This window comes from Rosettibacter firmus (assembly GCF_036860695.1).
Taxonomy (GTDB): Bacteria; Bacteroidota; Ignavibacteria; order Ignavibacteriales; family Melioribacteraceae; genus Rosettibacter; species Rosettibacter firmus.
In genome coordinates this window covers 56,141-74,190 of the sequence record NZ_JAYKGJ010000002.1, presented here as the reverse complement: position 1 = coordinate 74,190, position 18,050 = coordinate 56,141, and the positions used below count along the sequence as shown (strand labels likewise).

Here is an 18,050-nt window from a genome sequence, read left to right as displayed (position 1 = left end):
ATTCTCTTATCATTAATTTGATTTTATTTTATTCTCAATACTTAATTTTTGAGAATAACACTTTTTCATAAATCAATAACAAAAATCTTATTCGAAATATTTATATTCGTAAAAACAAAAAATAGTTTATTATGAATGATAAATACGAAGCAGTAATTGGTCTCGAAGTTCACGCACAACTACTCACAGAGACAAAAATATTTTGTGGTTGTTCAACGAAATTTGGAAATGCTCCCAATACAAATGTATGTCCGGTCTGTCTTGGTCATCCGGGAGTATTACCTGTTTTAAATAAAAAGGTTGTTGAATTCAGTGTACTCATGGGTTTAGCAACAAATTGTAAAATTAATGAGAAATCAATTTTTGCAAGAAAACATTATTTCTATCCTGACTTACCAAAAAATTTTCAAATATCTCAATATGAAGAACCAATTTGTGAAAATGGATTTATTCCAATCGAATTAAAAGATGGAAGCAAAAAAAATATTAGGATTAAAAGAATACACATGGAAGAAGATGCTGGAAAATCTATTCACGATCAAGGTGACAACACTTTAATTGATTTAAATAGAACAGGTACACCATTAATTGAAATTGTAAGTGAACCTGATATCAATTCTCCAGAAGAAGCTTATCTATATCTAACCAAATTAAAACAAATACTTACATATTTAAATATTTGTGATGGCAATATGGAAGAAGGCTCTTTAAGATGCGATGCCAATGTTTCAGTCAGATTAAAAGGTGAAACAAAACTCGGGACAAAAACAGAAGTTAAAAATATGAATTCATTTCGTAATGTTGAAAAAGCACTGGAATATGAAATAGAAAGACAAATTGATTTGCTTGAAGATGGAAAAGAAGTTATTCAACAAACTCTATTATGGGATGCTGATGCCAATATAGCTTATCCAATGCGAACTAAAGAAGAAGCACATGATTATAGATATTTTCCTGAACCAGATTTAATGCCTGTTGTAGTAACAGAAGAGTGGAAAAATGAAATTTTATCAAAGATGCCAGAATTACCAGATGCAAAAAAAGAAAGATTTATTAATCAATATAATCTCCCTAAATATGATGCTGAAATTTTAACCTCGTCAAGAGAACTTGCAGATTATTATGAAAAAATTTTATCTGTAACAAAAGACTATAAAGCCGCCAGTAACTGGGTGATGACGGAAGTTTTAAAAGTAATTAACGAAGAAAAAATTTCAATAAACGAATTCCCGATCAGTGCTGAAAATCTTGGTAAGTTAATAGAATTAATAAATAAAAATATCATCAGCGGAAAAATTGCTAAAGAAATATTTTCTGAAATGCTTAAATCAAATAAAGATCCCGAAGAAATTGTTAAAGAGAAAAATCTCATTCAAATTACTGATACAACCGAAATAGAAAGTATTGTAGACAAAGTACTAATGCAAAATCAAAAACAAGTAGAAGAATACCTTAGTGGGAAAGAAAAAGTATGGGGATTTTTTATTGGTCAAATAATGCGAGAAACAAAAGGTAAAGCTAATCCTCAAATTGTTAATGATATTTTGAAAAATAAATTTGAAATGATTAAAGACAGTAAATAAGAATTCATTAATAAAATATTTTATTTAATAGAAAAACTTTATCAGGTCAATTTATTACTTTTCAATAATCTTTTTATTGATTCTCTAATGTTTTTTGGTATTATTCCATATGATTTCAATTTATCAATATTTAATGAAACATCATGAACTATATAGGGATAATTTTCTTCTTCCATAGTTGTTTTAATAAGTAAGCTTTTGTCGAATCCACATTCCTCACATATAATTTCTCCTAATTCATATCTTGATAATCTTTCATTGCCTCCAAAATTCAATATTTCTCCTGCAATTTGCTTTTCGAGTAGTTCATTTATCATTCTTGCTGCATCACTTAGTTCAAGTGGTGATCGATATTGATTTGAGAATAATTTTATTGATTTATTTAATCGCAGTTCTTCATACATCTTTTGAAAAAAACAGGTCGAATGATTTAAGCCAAATCCAATTAATAAAGCTAATCTCAAAATAATGTAATTATCAAATGTTTCCTTTATTTTAATTTCACCCATTAGCTTTGTTTCTGCATACAATGAAACTGGTATCAGTTTAGCAGACTCATCAAGCATTGAACCACGATAACCTGCATATACCAAGTCAGTAGATATATAAATTAATTTAGCATTTATTTTATCGCATACTTCTGCAATTTTCTTTGTAGCATTCACATTAATTTCATATACATATGCAGATGGATATTTATTTGCTTTTTCAGCATTAGAAATTGCAGCAGTATGAATAACAACATCTGACTTAAAATTTTTCAAGATACTCTCAAGCTGAGTATAATCATCCAGCGAAAATCTAATTGAATTGAACTTCTTACAATTTCCTTCATGTTCATGATAGTGAGTAAGTATTTCATTATTTTTACTTAAGGTTTCATTTAAATATTGACCTAAAAGACCACTACCACCAGTGATAAATATTTTCATAATACTTTTATAATTTATTTTATAAAAAATAAGTTTTACTTTTTAATGTAAGCATTATTTATAATATTAAAAAATGCTTAAATAATTTTTTAATATTTATCATAAAGTTTTATAGGAATCATTTATGAAACATTTAATTGGAGCTCATACATTTTTAAGAAATGGACCTTCATCTGCAATAGAGATTGCAGAAAATCTGGGATTTACTGCAATACAGATCTTTACAAAAAATAATAATCAATACTTTGCAAAAGATTTATCGGAAGAAGAAATCAATAATTTCAAAGACAAACTAAAAAACTCACATATCAAATTTGTTGTTTCTCATGATTCATACTTAATCAACCTTTGTTCAAAAGATCCACAAGGTTTAAGCAAGTCTCGTGCAGCATTTATAAAAGAATTAGAAAGATGTGAACAACTTGGTATACCACATTTAAATTTTCATCCTGGAGCTCACGGTGGAATGGGTGAAGAAGATGGTCTAAAATTAATAGCTGAATCTTTGAATTATATTCACGAGAAAACAAAAAATTTCAAAGTAAAAAGTATGCTCGAAACAACTGCAGGACAGGGAACTGCACTTGGCTATACTTTTGAACAATTGAGAAAAATAATTGATATGGTTGAAGATAAAGATAGAATGTCTGTTTGTATTGATACATGCCACATTTTTGCAGCAGGTTATAACATCAAAGATCCCAAAGAATATAAAAAAGTCATCAAAGAATTTGATGATATTATTGGTTTAGAACGCTTACAATGTATTCATATGAACGATAGTAAAAAAGAATGTGGTTCTAAAATCGATCGTCATGAACATATCGGGAAAGGATTTATTGGTCTTGAAGGCTTTTCAAATATTATGAATGATAAAAAACTTGAAAGAGTTCCTAAAATATTAGAAACACCAAAAGGAGATGATCAAAAAGAAGACTTAGAAAATATTAAGATTTTACTCAGTCTGGTGAATAAATAATTTTTGATAATTTATAGAAATTAGTTACTGAATTTCCATTAATCTTAAAATCATTATACCTGATTGTTTTTTATTTGATTTTATATAATCAGCAAGTGGTTTCTCGGTAATCTGAACTTTATATCCTACATTAGGAGCATGTAATAAGTAAACTCGACCATCGTTTTGTTTAATAGCTATTCCTGTGTGTGCAATATCAAGACCTTCTATATTTGTTGTAATGCCAATAATATCGCCATCATTAATTTTATTTTCTATTTTTTCAATATCATCTTCTGGTATGTAATAATAATTACGTTCAGAAATATTTTCTTCAATTTTTCTAATCTGTTTAATCAATTCTTTGTTCTTCTGAAGTTGTGGATAAGAATCTAAATGAGTACTCATAAAATTAATTCTTTTTTTATACGGTTTACCACCAATTTCTTTTGTAATATCTTTTCCAATTTTTCTTTTATCCATATCATAAATCCAATCAGAAAAATAGTGAAGGCGTGAAGAATAATCATTCAACTTACCATCTCGATAACGAATATTTTCTAATTCTTTTATATAATCTTGAAACTCTATTAAACCTTTTTTAATACAACGTGCAAATACAATTGAACTTTCAAGAAATGTATAACAATCAAGACCAGTCAAATGAACAATTAGTTTTTCTTCATTTTCTTTATCAAGTGTATGTGCTTCGTATTCAGTTCCGATAAATGTTTTTGCTATTTCAAGAACAATTTCATTAATCGGCTTTAAGGAAAGATTTTTTTCAATTGCTACTTTGAACTTTGAGTTACAAATTTCAACATCTTTCTGTGTATAAATTATCTGAGAATAAACTTGAGATGAAATTAGTGATATCGATAGAACAATTATCAATAAAAAGAAAATAAATCGTTTATTAAAATTATTTGTCATAACAATAAACTTAGAATGGTGGCTCTTCAAGTGCTTTTACATTTTCTTCACCTGCAGGAATTTGTTGTCTGAATCTATCGAGATTCTCAAATCTTGCATATTCTTTTATAAATCTTAATTTAACTTCGCCTATTGGTCCATTTCTCTGTTTTCCTACAATAACTTCTGCAATTCCTTCTGTAGAATTTCCAGCCATATCACCACTTGTATAAGTTGTAATACCATAAACTTCTGGTCTATATAAGAAAATAACAACATCTGCATCCTGTTCAATTGAACCTGATTCACGCAAATCTGAAAGCATTGGCTTTTTATCTGATCTTTGTTCAACAGCTCTATTTAACTGAGATAAAGCTATTACTGGTATATTAAGTTCTTTAGCTAAACTTTTAAGAGAACGAGAGATAGTAGAAATTTCCCTTTCGCGACTTTCCAATGTAGAAGATGGATTTACAAGTTGTAAATAATCAACAATTATCATTCCTACATTCCTTTCGTTCTTTAATCTTCTTGCTTTTGCACGCAATTCAAGTATTGAGATTGCTGGAGTATCATCAATGTAAATAGGAGCTTTACTTAATTTGTGGACTGTCCTGCTGATTTTTACACCTTCTTCTGCACGAAATTTTCCAGTTCTAATATTATGTGCATTAATCTTTGCTTCGGCAGAAATTAATCTTGTTGCAAGTTGAATTGTAGACATTTCGAGTGAAAAAATTCCAATCGGGATTCCATGATCAATAGCAGCATTTCTTGCAGCAGACATTGCAAAAGCTGTTTTGCCCATAGATGGTCTTGCAGCTACAATAATTAAATCTGATTTCTGAAATCCACCTAATAATTCATCAAGTTCATAGAAACCAGAAGGGACAGAAAAAGTTGAAATTTTTTTTGAATGGATTGCTTCAATTAATTCAAGAGCTTCTTTAACAGCTTTATCCATTGATTTAAAAGTTTCTTTAATACCTTCTTCGGATATCTTAAATATTTTTGCTTCTGCTTCATCCAGAATAGAAAAAACATCATCTCGTCCTTCAAAAGCCAGATTAGCAATTTCAACAGAAGAAGTAATTAATTGTCTAAGAAGCCATTTTTCGAGAACAATTCTTGAATGAAATTCAATATTAGCAGCAGATGAAATATCCTGAGCAAGCTTACTAATATACTGAGCTCCGCCTGCTTCTTCTGCATTACCAGATTTCTTTAATTCTTCGTAAACAGAAACTGTATCTATTGGTTCATCTGCTTCGTATAATGAACATATAGCTTCGAAAATCAATTTATTTTTTTTATCATAAAATGCATCTGGTTTCAATATTTCAATAGCTTTAGGGACAGCACTTCCTTCAAGAAGCATCGCACCTAAAACTGCTCTTTCAACATCAACAGCTTTAGGTGGTTCTTTAATTGCTGAATTAAACTTTTCTAACTGGTTATTTACTTTTTTAGCCATATTATTTCTCTAATAATTCATCATACAATTTTTTAAACTTTTTTACATCTTCCCAGCAACCGCGTTTCCACTGTGGATTTCTTAATAAAGCAGCTGGATGGTATGTAACCAATACTTTAATACCATTAAATTCATAAATATTTTCTCTTAATGATGTAAGAGTTAATTTTTTATTCAACAAGCCATTTGCAGCAATTCTTCCAAGACACAAAATTAATTTTGGTTTAATCAAATCAATTTGTTTATGTAAATAAGGAATACAAGTTTCCATCTCTGCAGGTAATGGATCACGATTACCAGGTGGTCTGCATTTTAATATATTTGCAATATAAACATCTTCTCTGGATAAATTAATAGCTTTTAAAATATCATTCAACAATTTACCTGCTTTCCCTACAAATGGTTCACCTTGAAGATCTTCGTCTGCTCCAGGTGCTTCGCCAATTAACATAGCATGTGCATTTGGATTTCCCACACCAAATACAAATTTAGTTCTTGTTTTACCTAAAGGACATTTCTGGCATTGATTTATCATTGCATCAAGTTCTTCAAGACTGGATGCATTATAAAAATTTTCACGAAATAGATCTTCGTTTAATTGAACATCAATTTTTTCTGACACTTTAAGCTCAGTATTCTTACTCATTATATTCTCTTCATATTTAGTGTGGGATAATGAATCAAATAATAAATCACCAAATATATCCTGTTGTAATCTTAATGCATTAATTATTTTTTTCTTAATATCGTTATTCAATGCGATTTTAAACTATGTGAAAAGGACAAGCGAATTTAAGAAATTTTTTATTAATAAGACTTGTAATTATAGAAAGTATTTAAAAGAAAAAAAGCTTTTTAGATATAGCAAATAATTGAAAAAATTTACACTGAATACTATATCTAAAAAGCTTAAAATAAATTCATTTAAGATTTGTATCTGTATTCTATTCCTTTATTAATTAATTCTTCCAACGATTTTAGATGTGGTTTTTCACGCTTTTCAAATTCTATGGCTAATTTTAATTGTTCTGGATTTATTTTGTCTTCAAATTCATCATCTTCACCAGAGATAACTGAACTTAAGAGTGTATTAAATTCCAGTTTTTGTTCATCATTGATTCTGCGTGCATTTCGAGCTGCTACAACAACTGCTTCGTACAAGTTGGGAACTCTTTCTTTAATCTTATTTAAGTCAACAGGTTTTAGTGCCATATTTTCCTCCTTATGATATTTCCTTTTCTATTATTTTTTTTACTTTTTCTTTTGCTTCATCGAGATTGATATTTTCTACAACATAATCAAAATTATTTTTATAACTAAGTTCCATTTCTGCTCTATCAATTCTTTTCTTTAATTCTTCGTCTGTTTCAGTATTTCTTTTTTTTAATCTTTCTTTTAATTCATCAATACTTGGTGGTGCAATAAAAATTAATACTGCATCAGGATAAACTTTTTTAATATTCAATGCACCTTTTACATCAACTTCAAAAATAGTTGTAAAACCATTAGCTAAATTTTCATCAATTGTTTTTTTTAATGTACCGTAGTAATGGTCGTAAAACTTTTCCCATTCAACAAATTCGTTGTTATCAATTTTTCTTTTGAATTCCTCTTCTGAAATAAAGTAATAATCGACTCCATCAATTTCATTTGCTCGTTTTTTTCTTGTGGTTGCAGAAACAGAGAATTTAAATTCTGGAAAACTTTTAAGAATATCTCTAACAATTGTAGTTTTTCCTGCACCACTTGGAGCTGAAAATACGAATAATCTTGGTTTTGACACTTTTTACTCAATATTTTGGATTTGTTCACGAATTTTTTCAATTTCTTCCTTAATCAATATACCTGCATGAGAAATTTCTGAAGATACAGCTTTGCTATTTATTGTATTAGCTTCTCTATTCATTTCTTGCAGAATAAAATTTAGTTTTCTTCCTGGTTCTTCAGAATTTTCCATTGCATCTAAAAACAACTTTAGATGACTTTTTAACCTAACACATTCTTCTGTCACATCATAACGTTCAGATAAAATTGCAAGTTCTGTTATTAATCTTTGTTCATCTTCAACAAAATTAGATGCAATCTGTTTTGCTTTTTCTTTAAATCTTTCAAAATATGCTTGAAGATTTTCTTCTTTAATTTTTTCAATATATTCAACAGTATCTGAAATAATATTAATTCTCTTTCTAATATCTTTTTCTAATTCATAACCTTCTGCCTTACGCATTTTATCCAGTTCACCAATTGCAATATCAATAGCCTCATTCATTAACTCTATACCTTCAGAAAATTCTTCTTCAATGCCTTTTAAGTAGAGATTTTGAAATCCTATCAAATCTGTAAATTTTATTTTATCTTTTAATCCAGCAGCTTTTCGCACTTCCTTAAGTAATTTCATAGTAAGTTTTACAGCTTCGGTATCAACATTTAAAAAATCATTTTCTATGTTATTCTTTTTGAAAGTTACATTTAGAAAAACTTTACCTCTTTTAATTTTATTTTTAATTCTTTCTCTAACTTCGAATTCTTTATCATATAGAAATTTAGGTAAGCGTAAAGAAAGTTCGAAATAACGGCTATTTAAACTTTTAAGCTCTGCCTCAACATAAAGATCTCCTTTCTGGACAATCCCTTTACCATAGCCTGTCATACTTGAAATCATTAAAACTCCATAAAATGTAAATACAAAATTACTTAAAATAATACATTTCAACAAAGCAGGTTTTTTTCCACAGATATTAAAAAGCCTCTCCTATTCCTATATGAAATTGAAGAAGGTCTTTGAAAAATTTTTTGCTGAATAAAGTCCTTTTATCTTTCGGGTCATATAATTTAATACCAAAATCAATACGGATAGGAGCAAAATCAGAATAGTATCTTAATCCCACACCACCTGCTAAAGCAATTTCATTAAGTTTTGCTATTTTGTAATCATTCCACGTATTACCATAATCGATAAACATTACAGAGCCAATATTTCCAAATAAACGATTCCTTGTTTCTATAGAGCCTTCGATTAAAAAGAATCCACCTGTAGGAGCTCCCTTTTCGAGTATGGCTTCTAAATCTTCTAACGAAATTTGATTAATATTTTCAATTGGCATTAATTCCTGTTGTGGAACTAATTGTCTTGTATTCCAGCCTCTTACAGAATTGCTTCCACCAGCATAAAATCTTTGATTTAATGGTATATTAGATTTATCTCCACGATATGTAAATATTTGACCAATTTTAAATTTCATTCCTAAAGAATTCATTGATGAATTATAAACTGGAAAATAATTTGTAAATGTTAATAATGTTTTGAAATACAAAGGTCTTGTAAATTCAGAATTAATAATTTTTGAGAATAAATACGGAATTGAATTTGCTTCTTCTAAAAGAAGACTGATTGAATATCCTCTTGTTGGTGAAAAAATATCGTTGGTTTTATTAGCTCCGAGCGAAATTCCGAGTATTGCATTAGTACTTGCTGTGGGTAACTCGCCTCCAAGAACATTGTAGACCAGATTACGAGAAATTGAATCTGCATCTTTTTGTGAAAAATTATATCTCTGATAATAATGAGTAAGAAGACTTATCAAATATTTATCTTTATAAGTATATTCAGCTCTCTCTACATTTATATATGTATTAAGTGAATTAAAATATGTATGAATCGGGAGTTCAAAATCAAAACCGAGTTTAGCACCATATAAAAGTGAATTATATTCAAGTTTCCTTTTTTGAGCTGTTATATACGATTCAAGCTTTGTATTTATAGGTCTACCAAATAAAAATGGTTGTTCAATACTAATTCTCGCATCACCATAACCAAATATTGTTGAATCAGTAAAAGAAAAATTATTTAAAAGTTCAGAAACATTTTGTGCAGCTGCAGAAGAACTAACTCTAAATTTTCGAGCATCGCCAAAGAAATTTTTCTTTATAAAACTTATTCCCAGACCAAGATTAAATGTATTATCTTCATTATTAACAATAAGCTCTGGCGAAAGTTCGTGAAGCATTCCAATATCTGCACTTATAATTATTGGAACTGTATTTCCAACGGTATCGGAAATTATACTATTTATTACAGATGATGTAAATAATTCGGTTCTGTATAATCTAATTTGACCTCGTTGAATATTATAATTACTATAATATTGACCTGGTTTAATTCCCACTATTTCTTTTAATAATTCATCATCAACTAAATCCTTTCCAGTACCAGTTCTTGATGTTAGTACATTACTAATTTTATATCTTTTCCCTGGATAAAAATTTATTTGAACATCTACTATATTTTTAATTGTATCTACTATAATATCTGGATTATCACTTACTGCAAGCATATATCCATTATCACGCAAAAAATTAATAACAGTATTTTTATAATTAATTACCAGATCATCTTCATAAAATTTATTAGTATCGATTTTTATCATATTAAATAAATTATGTTGAAACTCTGCTGGAATAACATCCAATCCTTTCATTGTTAATGAGTGAAATCTGGCTCGGTCTCCTTCATCAATTTTGAATATAAGAGATGCAGAATTATTGTTGTTTGTGATAAAATAATTTGCTTTAATTTTTACTTTAAAAAAACCATGAGATAAATAATATTGTTTTAATGCTGATATATCAGAGTAAATTAATAGAGAATCGAAATATGATGGTGGTTTACCTATACTCGTAAATTTATTTAGAAATTTAAAAATCCAGCTGGGAGATTCTTTTGAAATGATAACATTAGATAATTCCGCAGCAGAGAAAGTATTATTCCCGATGAATTCTATTTTTTTAAGTTCAATACCTTCTTCTTTTTGTGCGAATAAAATAGAAGTAAAGAAAATGGATAAAATTATTAATGCTTTGTTCAAATTGATTTTAATAAATGATTTTGACAGGTGTTCCAATTTTAATAACCGAATAAATTTCATCTATATTTTTATTACTAACAGCAATTGAACCGTTTGTCCAGTTAAATGTAAAAGGCAGATTTTTGAAGATAAAATCATATTTGCCAATTCCATGAATCCCAATATTTGATCCCAATCTTGTATTTGAAGGGGGACATTCATTTCTTTTTAATGCATTTAATATTTCTTTACATTGTTCTTCTGAAATATATCCTTGTTTAAGTGCTTCCGCTGCATCTTTTTCGTTAGGATAATTAATTTTCAAAAACTTGTGATATTTAGAATTCGTATCTATGCTACATATTTGATAATCACCAATTGGCGTTACGTAATCATATGCAGATGTTTTAACTAAACTGTTATTTTTCCCAAAAACCACCTTATATGTTTTAATTAAAATATTATCGTTGTAAAGTTCAAGTTTATAATTTCTTCTATCAACTTTAATCCACGGGTTATTAATTTTATCAATCCCTTTTTCTCTCAAAGCATCACTCAAATCAATTTCTCTTAAGTTAAGCAAAATTCCATAACATATTAAACCAATAAAAAAAATAATAATACTTGCACTTATGTATAATACATTTTTAAGCACTTTTTATTAAAGATTAATGAGTAAGCAAATTAAAACTCAACTACAAAATAAACAAGCAATCATCTCCCTATAAAAGAGCGAATCCAATAAAGATTCGCTCTTAAATCATTTGCTTTATTGCTTTGCATTCTCGGCTTCAACTACTGCAATTGCAGACATATTAATTATATCTCTTTCTGTATCGCCCTTTTGAATAACATGAACTGGTTTTTTCATTCCTACAAGGATAGGACCAATAACAATTGCATCTGTTAATCTTTGCAGTAGTTTATATGCAATATTACCAGCATCCAGATTTGGGAATATTAATAGATTTGCTCCACCTTTGAGATTTGCAAAAGGAAATTCGGTTTCAAGTTTTTCGGGTACTACTGCTGTGTCTGCCTGCATTTCTCCATCAATTATTAAATCTGGTCGTTTAGACTTTACTATTTGAACAGCTTGGGCAACTTTTTGAGATTGTGGATAAGGTGCACTACCAAAGTTGCTAAATGAAAGCATAGCAATTTTAGGCACAATATCAAACATCTTTACAGTTTCTGCTGAATTGATTGCAATTTCTGCCAGTTGTTCTGCAGTTGGATCAACATTTACAGTAGTATCTGCAAAGAAGAATATTCTTCTCTTAATAATTACGATATACATTCCAGAAACAATTTTGAAACCTTCTTTAACTCCAATACATTGCAATGCTGGTCTTATAGTTTGTGGATAGTGAGAAGTCAAACCACTCAGCATAGCATCTGCATCCCCAAGTTCTACCATCATAGCACCAAAGTAATTAGGAATTTTCATCATATCCAGAGCATCTTTTTTAGTTACACCTTTTCTTTGACGTTTTTTATAAAATTCTTCTGCATAAATATTTACCTTGGGAGATTTTGTTGGATCAATAATTTCAAAAATATTTTCTTCATAACCTAATTCTTTAATTTTATTTCTAATAACATTTTCATTTCCCAGAAGGATTGGGAGACCAATATTTTCATCATAAACAGAATGAGCAGCACGAATAATTTTTTCTTCTTCACCTTCAGGGTAAACAATTCGTTTTGGATTTTTACGGGCTTTATGAACCATTACTCTTACTATTTCTGTCGAAAATCCCATTCTTTCTTGAAGCTGCTCTTTGTAAGCATTCATATCTTCTATTGGTTTGCGTGCAACTCCTGTATCCATAGCTGCTTGAGCAACAGCTGGTGCAACATACCATAAAACTCTTGGATCAAAAGGTTTAGGAATAATATATTCAGGACCAAAAGAAAATTCTTTACCACCATAAGCATTGATTACAACTTCTGGAACTTTTTCTCGTGCTAATTCAGCCAGAGCTTTTGTTGCTGCCATTTTCATTTCTTCATTTATTTTTCTTGCACGAACATCAAGAGCTCCTCTAAAAATAAATGGAAATCCAAGAACATTATTTACTTGATTTGGATAATCACTTCTACCTGTTGCCATAATTATATCTTTTCTTGCATCAATTGCATCTTCATAACTTATTTCTGGATCTGGATTTGCCATTGCAAATACAATAGGATTTTTTGCCATTGATTTAACCATTTCTTTCGATACAATATTCCCTTTTGATAAACCAATAAATACATCAGCTCCTTTCATAGCATCTGCTAAATCTTTATAAACTATATCCTGAGCAAATTGAGCTTTGTACTTATTTAAGTCTGTTCTTGTTTTATTAATATGACCTTTCGTATCAAACATTGATATATTTTCGCGTTTTACACCTGCCAGCATATACATATTACAACAAGCAATAGCCGCAGCACCGGCTCCAGATACAACAATTTTTAATTCAGAAAGATCTTTACCTGCTATTTCGGCTGCATTAATCAAAGCTGCACACGATATAATTGCTGTTCCATGCTGATCGTCATGAAATACGGGAATGTTCATTGTTCTGATTAATTCTTCTTCAATCTCAAAACACTCGGGGGCTTTAATATCCTCAAGATTAATTCCGCCAAATGTTGGTTCAAGTAATTGAACAGCTCTAATTACTTCTTTAGGATCATGTGTATTTAGTTCAATATCAAAAACATCAATATCAGCAAATCTCTTAAACAAAACTCCTTTTCCTTCCATAACTGGTTTACCTGCATGCGGACCAATATCTCCTAATCCCAGTACTGCTGTGCCATTAGAAACAACTGCAACAAGATTCCCTTTTGCAGTATACTTGTAAACATCTTCTTCATTTTTTTCAATTTCTCTGCACGGTTCTGCTACTCCAGGTGTGTAGGCTAATGATAATTCTCTCGCAGTATAACAGGGTTTAGTTGGTATTACTTCAATTTTACCTTTTCTACCTTCGCTATGATATTTTAGTGCTTCTTCTTTTGTAATTGACATAAAAATTTTTCCTTATATTATTATTGGATAACCAATAATTAATTGTTCACTTGTTCTAAAATATGGATTAACTTTCAAATAAAAAAAGAACTTATAATTACTGTTTTATGCTTATTAATGATAATTATTAAGATAATTTCAAAATTGATTTTAGAACATCAAAAGAATATTTTTGAAATTAAAAGGAAATAAAAATGCATATAGAAGAAATTATTCGAAGTGTTCCCAAAGTATTATTGCATGACCATTTGGATGGTGGTCTTCGTCCGCAAACTATAATCGAATTAGCTAAAGATATTAAGTATAATAAATTACCTACAACTGATCCCGAAGAATTACGTGAATGGTTTCATCGTGGTGCAAACAAAGGTAATCTCAAAGAATATTTGCAGGGATTTGAACATACCTGTGCAGTAATGCAAACTAAAGAAGCTTTATTTCGTGTTGCATATGAAATGATGGAAGATATGAAAAATGATGGCGTCTGTTATGTTGAAACACGCTTTGCACCAGTATTTCATACACAAAAAGGTTTATATTATGAAGATATAATAAATGCAGTACTCGAAGGACTTGAAAAAGGGAAACAAGATTTTGGTGTTGGTTATGGATTAATTTTATGTGGAATGAGAAATATGAAAAATACACTTGAAATTGCTGAACTTGCTGTTAATTTTAGAAAACACGGAGTGGTTGGTTTTGATTTAGCAGGTGAAGAAGGTGGTTATCCTCCCAAAAAACATCTTGAAGCTTTTCAATTTATCAAACAGAAAAATTTTAATATTACTATTCACGCAGGAGAAGCATTTGGAAAAGAATCAATATGGCAGGCAATTCAGATATGCGGAGCTCATAGAATTGGTCATGCTACACGTTTAACAGAAGATATAGTTTTTGATAAAGATGGAAATGTTGTAGCACTTGGAGAATTAGCTCAATATATTCTTGATACTCGTCTTCCTCTCGAAATAAATTTACTAAGTAATGTTCATACAGGGGCAGTTGATAAACTCGAAAATCATCCATTCATAAAATTATACAGAGAAAAATTTAGAGTCTTTCTCAATACAGATGATAGATTAATGAGCAATACTACATTAACAAAAGAATATGTAATTGCAAGTGAAATGTTTGGTTTGAATCTTGATGATATTGAAAAACTAAACATAAATGCTATGAAATCATCATTTATTCCTTACAAAGAGAGACTTCATTATATTTACAATGTTATCAAACCTGGTTTTCAAAAAATGAGAGAAAAACTTCTATCACTAAAGGTATAGCAAATATGGCCAAACAACTTTTCAAGAATTACACATATCATTTCAACAAAAATGAAAAAAAATTACTCGAAACATTCTGCAAAACTCTATTAAAACAAATTAGTGGTGATGAAAAATTTTACGGTGATATTCGTGCATTTAATTCTATTCTGGATAAACTAAGTGAGTCAACCGAAGAAATTAAATTCACAAAAGAAGAAAAAACTAAATTAGTCTTTAGATTAAAAGAAAATGTTGAACATTTAGAAAAGCAAATTAAAAAATCTGGTTTTATTAAAAGATGGTTATTAAAATCGGTTTATACACAATATAAAAATTTATTAGAAAATCATTTCACTGATTAAAATGATATTAAAAAATATTAAAGCACCTCGTGGTAACAAATTAACCTGCAAAGGCTGGATTCAAGAAGCTGCGATGAGAATGCTTATGAATAATCTCGATCCCGAAGTTGCAGAAAAACCTGATGAATTAATTGTGTATGGTGGTTCAGGTAAAGCAGCACGTAACTGGGAAGCTTATGAAGCAATTATAGAATCATTAAAAAATCTTGAATCCGATGAAACACTTCTCATACAATCAGGTAAACCTGTTGCAATTTTCAAAACATATCCAGATGCACCAAGAGTAATAATATCAAATGCAATGCTTGTTCCTGCTTGGGCAACCTGGGATGAATTTCGTCGACTTGATGCCTTAGGTTTAACAATGTATGGACAGATGACTGCCGGTAGCTGGATTTATATAGGAACTCAAGGGATTTTACAAGGAACATATGAAACTTTTGCAGCTTGTGCTAATAAACATTTTAATGGAAGTCTTGAAGGTAAATTCTTACTTACTTCTGGACTTGGTGGTATGGGTGGGGCACAACCACTTGCTGCAACAATGAATGGAGCTGCTTTCTTAGGAGTTGAAGTTGATAAAGCTCGTATTAAAAAAAGAATCGATACTGGTTATCTTGATATTATGACAGAAAATTTAGATGAAGCACTAAAAATTGTACTTGATGCAAAAGAAAAAAAGAAACCAATATCAGTTGGCTTAGTTGGAAATGCAGGTGAAATATTACCTAAAATATTAGAAAAAAATATTACGCCTGATATAGTAACAGATCAAACTTCTGCTCACGATACTTTAAATGGCTATGTTCCAATGGGAATGAGTTTCGAAGAAGCTCTCGACTTAAGAAAAACTAATCCAAAGAAATATATTGAACTTGCAAAGCAAACAATTGTAGTTCATGTAAAAGCAATTCTTGAATTTCAAGCACGTGGCTCTGTTGTATTTGACTATGGAAATAACATTCGTGGCGAAGCAAAAGATAACGGCGTAGATAATGCATTCGATATTCCTGGTTTTGTACCTGAATATATTAGACCATTATTTTGTGATGGGAAAGGACCATTCAGATGGGCTGCATTAAGTGGAGATCCAGAAGATATTTATATTACAGATAAAGCAGTAATAGAAACTTTTCCACAAAATGAATCTTTAGTTAGATGGATTAATTTAGCTCAGAAAAAAGTTCACTTTCAGGGATTACCTGCAAGAATTTGCTGGCTTGGATATGGCGAAAGAGCAAAAATGGGGAAAATTTTTAATCAACTTGTAGCAGAAGGAAAAGTTAAAGCCCCTATTGTAATTGGCAGGGATCATTTAGATTGTGGCTCTGTAGCTTCTCCAAATCGAGAAACTGAAGGTATGCTTGATGGTAGTGATGCAATTGCAGATTGGCCCATTCTTAATGCATTATTAAATACAATAGGTGGTGCCAGCTGGGTTTCTGTTCATCATGGTGGAGGAGTGGGAATTGGTAAATCAATTCATGCTGGTATGGTTATAGTAGCAGATGGTACAAAAGAAGCAGAAGCACGTCTCGAAAGAGTTTTAAATTATGACCCGGCTATGGGTATAGTTCGTCATGCTGATGCAGGTTATCAAAAGGCAATCGATAATGCAAAAAAATTCGGCATTAAAATCCCTATTTTAAAATAAAGAGGTAAAAATGAGAATATTAATTGCAGACAAATTCCCCGAAACTTTTATTCAACAACTTAAAGAAAATAATATTGATGTAATTTACAACCCTAAACTTGGAGAAAAAGATTTACCAGAAGCTGCAAAAGATGTTGATTGTATTGTTGTAAGATCGACTATCGTTAATGCCGAAACTATCGAAAAAGGAACTAATCTTAAATTAATTATTCGAGCGGGAGCTGGTGTAAATAATATTGATATTCAAGCTGCAAACAAAAAAGGAATTCCTGTTTCTAATTGTCCCGGTAAAAATGCAATTGCTGTAGCTGAGTTAACTATTGGTTTAATGATTGCACTTGATAGAAGAATTCCTCATAATGTAATCGACTTTAAGCAGGGAAAGTGGAATAAAGGTGAATATTCGAACGCTCAAGGTTTATTTGGAAAGACATTGGCTATTGTAGGTTTTGGGAATATCGGGAAAGAAGTTGCAAAACGAGCTTTAGCTTTTGGAATGAATGTTTATGCAAAAGATATTGTAAAAGTTGAATTTGATGGTGTTAAAGAGTTTTCAAATTTCGAAGAAGTATTACCAATAGCAGATGTAATTTCTGTTCACCTGCCTGCTACTTCGGAAACAAAAAATTTATTTAATGAAAATCTTTTCAACTTAATGAAAAATGGTGCTATATTCATTAATACATCGCGTGCAGATGTAGTTGATGAGGATGCACTTATAAATGCAGTAAAAGAAAAAAATTTAAAAGTTGGTTTAGATGTTTTTAAAGGTGAACCCGAAGAAAAAACAGGAACAGTATCTTCCAAACTTCAAGAATTAGAAAATGTATACGTTACACATCATATAGGAGCATCAACCGAGCAGGCTCAAACTGCAGTAGCAGAAGAAACTGTAAGAATTATTTTATCTTATGTAAAAGATGGAACTGTGATAAATCGTGTTAACAAAAAATAGATTTTAATACAAAGTCATTATATTTATAACATTAAGTACTATATAAAAAATAAGAGACGTCCAGATTGGACGTCTTTACATAAATT

16 protein-coding genes are annotated in these 18,050 nt (G+C 29.9%); 6 read left to right on the top strand and 10 right to left on the bottom strand.

What is annotated here, in order from left to right:
- Positions 1-131: 131 nt before the first annotated feature.
- Positions 132-1,583: an Asp-tRNA(Asn)/Glu-tRNA(Gln) amidotransferase subunit GatB gene (gene gatB, locus VJY38_RS07195; RefSeq protein ID WP_353680014.1), complete on the top strand. Its 1,452-nt coding sequence runs from the start codon at positions 132-134 to the stop codon at positions 1,581-1,583.
- A 41-nt stretch (positions 1,584-1,624) separates the two neighbouring features.
- Here gatB and VJY38_RS07190 read toward each other — a convergent pair whose 3' ends face one another.
- The gene (locus VJY38_RS07190) at positions 1,625-2,515 is read right to left on the bottom strand and encodes an SDR family oxidoreductase (protein ID WP_353680013.1); all 891 of its coding nucleotides are present in this window, start codon (positions 2,513-2,515) and stop codon (positions 1,625-1,627) included.
- 124 nt (positions 2,516-2,639) lie between these two features.
- Between VJY38_RS07190 and VJY38_RS07185 the strand changes: the two genes are divergently transcribed.
- The gene (locus VJY38_RS07185; protein ID WP_353680012.1) at positions 2,640-3,494 is read left to right on the top strand and encodes a deoxyribonuclease IV; all 855 of its coding nucleotides are present in this window, start codon (positions 2,640-2,642) and stop codon (positions 3,492-3,494) included.
- A 24-nt stretch (positions 3,495-3,518) separates the two neighbouring features.
- Here VJY38_RS07185 and VJY38_RS07180 read toward each other — a convergent pair whose 3' ends face one another.
- From VJY38_RS07180 to VJY38_RS07140, 9 genes are all read right to left on the bottom strand, one after another.
- The gene (locus VJY38_RS07180; RefSeq protein WP_353680011.1) at positions 3,519-4,406 is read right to left on the bottom strand and encodes an N-acetylmuramoyl-L-alanine amidase-like domain-containing protein; all 888 of its coding nucleotides are present in this window, start codon (positions 4,404-4,406) and stop codon (positions 3,519-3,521) included.
- A 10-nt stretch (positions 4,407-4,416) separates the two neighbouring features.
- Positions 4,417-5,859 carry a replicative DNA helicase gene (dnaB, locus tag VJY38_RS07175; protein ID WP_353680010.1) on the bottom strand — a complete coding sequence of 481 codons (1,443 nt, stop codon included), beginning with the start codon at positions 5,857-5,859 and terminating at the stop codon, positions 4,417-4,419.
- 1 nt (position 5,860) lies between these two features.
- Complete coding sequence (locus VJY38_RS07170) at positions 5,861-6,505, bottom strand: uracil-DNA glycosylase (RefSeq protein ID WP_353680009.1); 645 nt, start codon at positions 6,503-6,505, stop codon at positions 5,861-5,863.
- 278 nt (positions 6,506-6,783) lie between these two features.
- Positions 6,784-7,071, bottom strand: coding sequence for a DNA-directed RNA polymerase subunit omega (locus VJY38_RS07165; protein WP_353680008.1), 288 nt, complete (start codon positions 7,069-7,071; stop codon positions 6,784-6,786).
- A 10-nt stretch (positions 7,072-7,081) separates the two neighbouring features.
- Positions 7,082-7,642 carry a guanylate kinase gene (gmk, locus tag VJY38_RS07160; protein ID WP_353680007.1) on the bottom strand — a complete coding sequence of 187 codons (561 nt, stop codon included), beginning with the start codon at positions 7,640-7,642 and terminating at the stop codon, positions 7,082-7,084.
- 3 nt (positions 7,643-7,645) lie between these two features.
- A complete protein-coding gene (locus VJY38_RS07155) occupies positions 7,646-8,521 on the bottom strand; it encodes a YicC/YloC family endoribonuclease (protein ID WP_353680006.1) in 876 nt (291 codons plus the stop codon).
- A gap of 76 nt (positions 8,522-8,597) precedes the next feature.
- Complete coding sequence (locus VJY38_RS07150) at positions 8,598-10,724, bottom strand: BamA/OMP85 family outer membrane protein (protein ID WP_353680005.1); 2,127 nt, start codon at positions 10,722-10,724, stop codon at positions 8,598-8,600.
- Positions 10,725-10,731: 7 nt separating this feature from the next.
- A complete protein-coding gene (locus VJY38_RS07145) occupies positions 10,732-11,286 on the bottom strand; it encodes a L,D-transpeptidase family protein (RefSeq protein ID WP_353680004.1) in 555 nt (184 codons plus the stop codon).
- A 186-nt stretch (positions 11,287-11,472) separates the two neighbouring features.
- On the bottom strand, positions 11,473-13,728 hold the full coding sequence (locus VJY38_RS07140) for an NADP-dependent malic enzyme (RefSeq protein WP_353680003.1): 2,256 nt from the start codon (positions 13,726-13,728) through the stop codon (positions 11,473-11,475).
- 194 nt (positions 13,729-13,922) lie between these two features.
- Between VJY38_RS07140 and VJY38_RS07135 the strand changes: the two genes are divergently transcribed.
- From VJY38_RS07135 to VJY38_RS07120, 4 genes are read left to right on the top strand one after another with little or no spacing between them, the layout of a single operon-like run.
- The gene (locus tag VJY38_RS07135) at positions 13,923-15,011 is read left to right on the top strand and encodes an adenosine deaminase (RefSeq protein ID WP_353680002.1); all 1,089 of its coding nucleotides are present in this window, start codon (positions 13,923-13,925) and stop codon (positions 15,009-15,011) included.
- A gap of 5 nt (positions 15,012-15,016) precedes the next feature.
- On the top strand, positions 15,017-15,355 hold the full coding sequence (locus VJY38_RS07130) for a hypothetical protein (RefSeq protein ID WP_353680001.1): 339 nt from the start codon (positions 15,017-15,019) through the stop codon (positions 15,353-15,355).
- A gap of 1 nt (position 15,356) precedes the next feature.
- On the top strand, positions 15,357-17,009 hold the full coding sequence (gene hutU / locus VJY38_RS07125; protein WP_353680000.1) for a urocanate hydratase: 1,653 nt from the start codon (positions 15,357-15,359) through the stop codon (positions 17,007-17,009).
- Between the two features lie 10 nt (positions 17,010-17,019).
- On the top strand, positions 17,020-17,964 hold the full coding sequence (locus VJY38_RS07120) for an NAD(P)-dependent oxidoreductase (protein WP_353679999.1): 945 nt from the start codon (positions 17,020-17,022) through the stop codon (positions 17,962-17,964).
- The last annotated feature ends 86 nt before the right edge of the window (positions 17,965-18,050 follow it).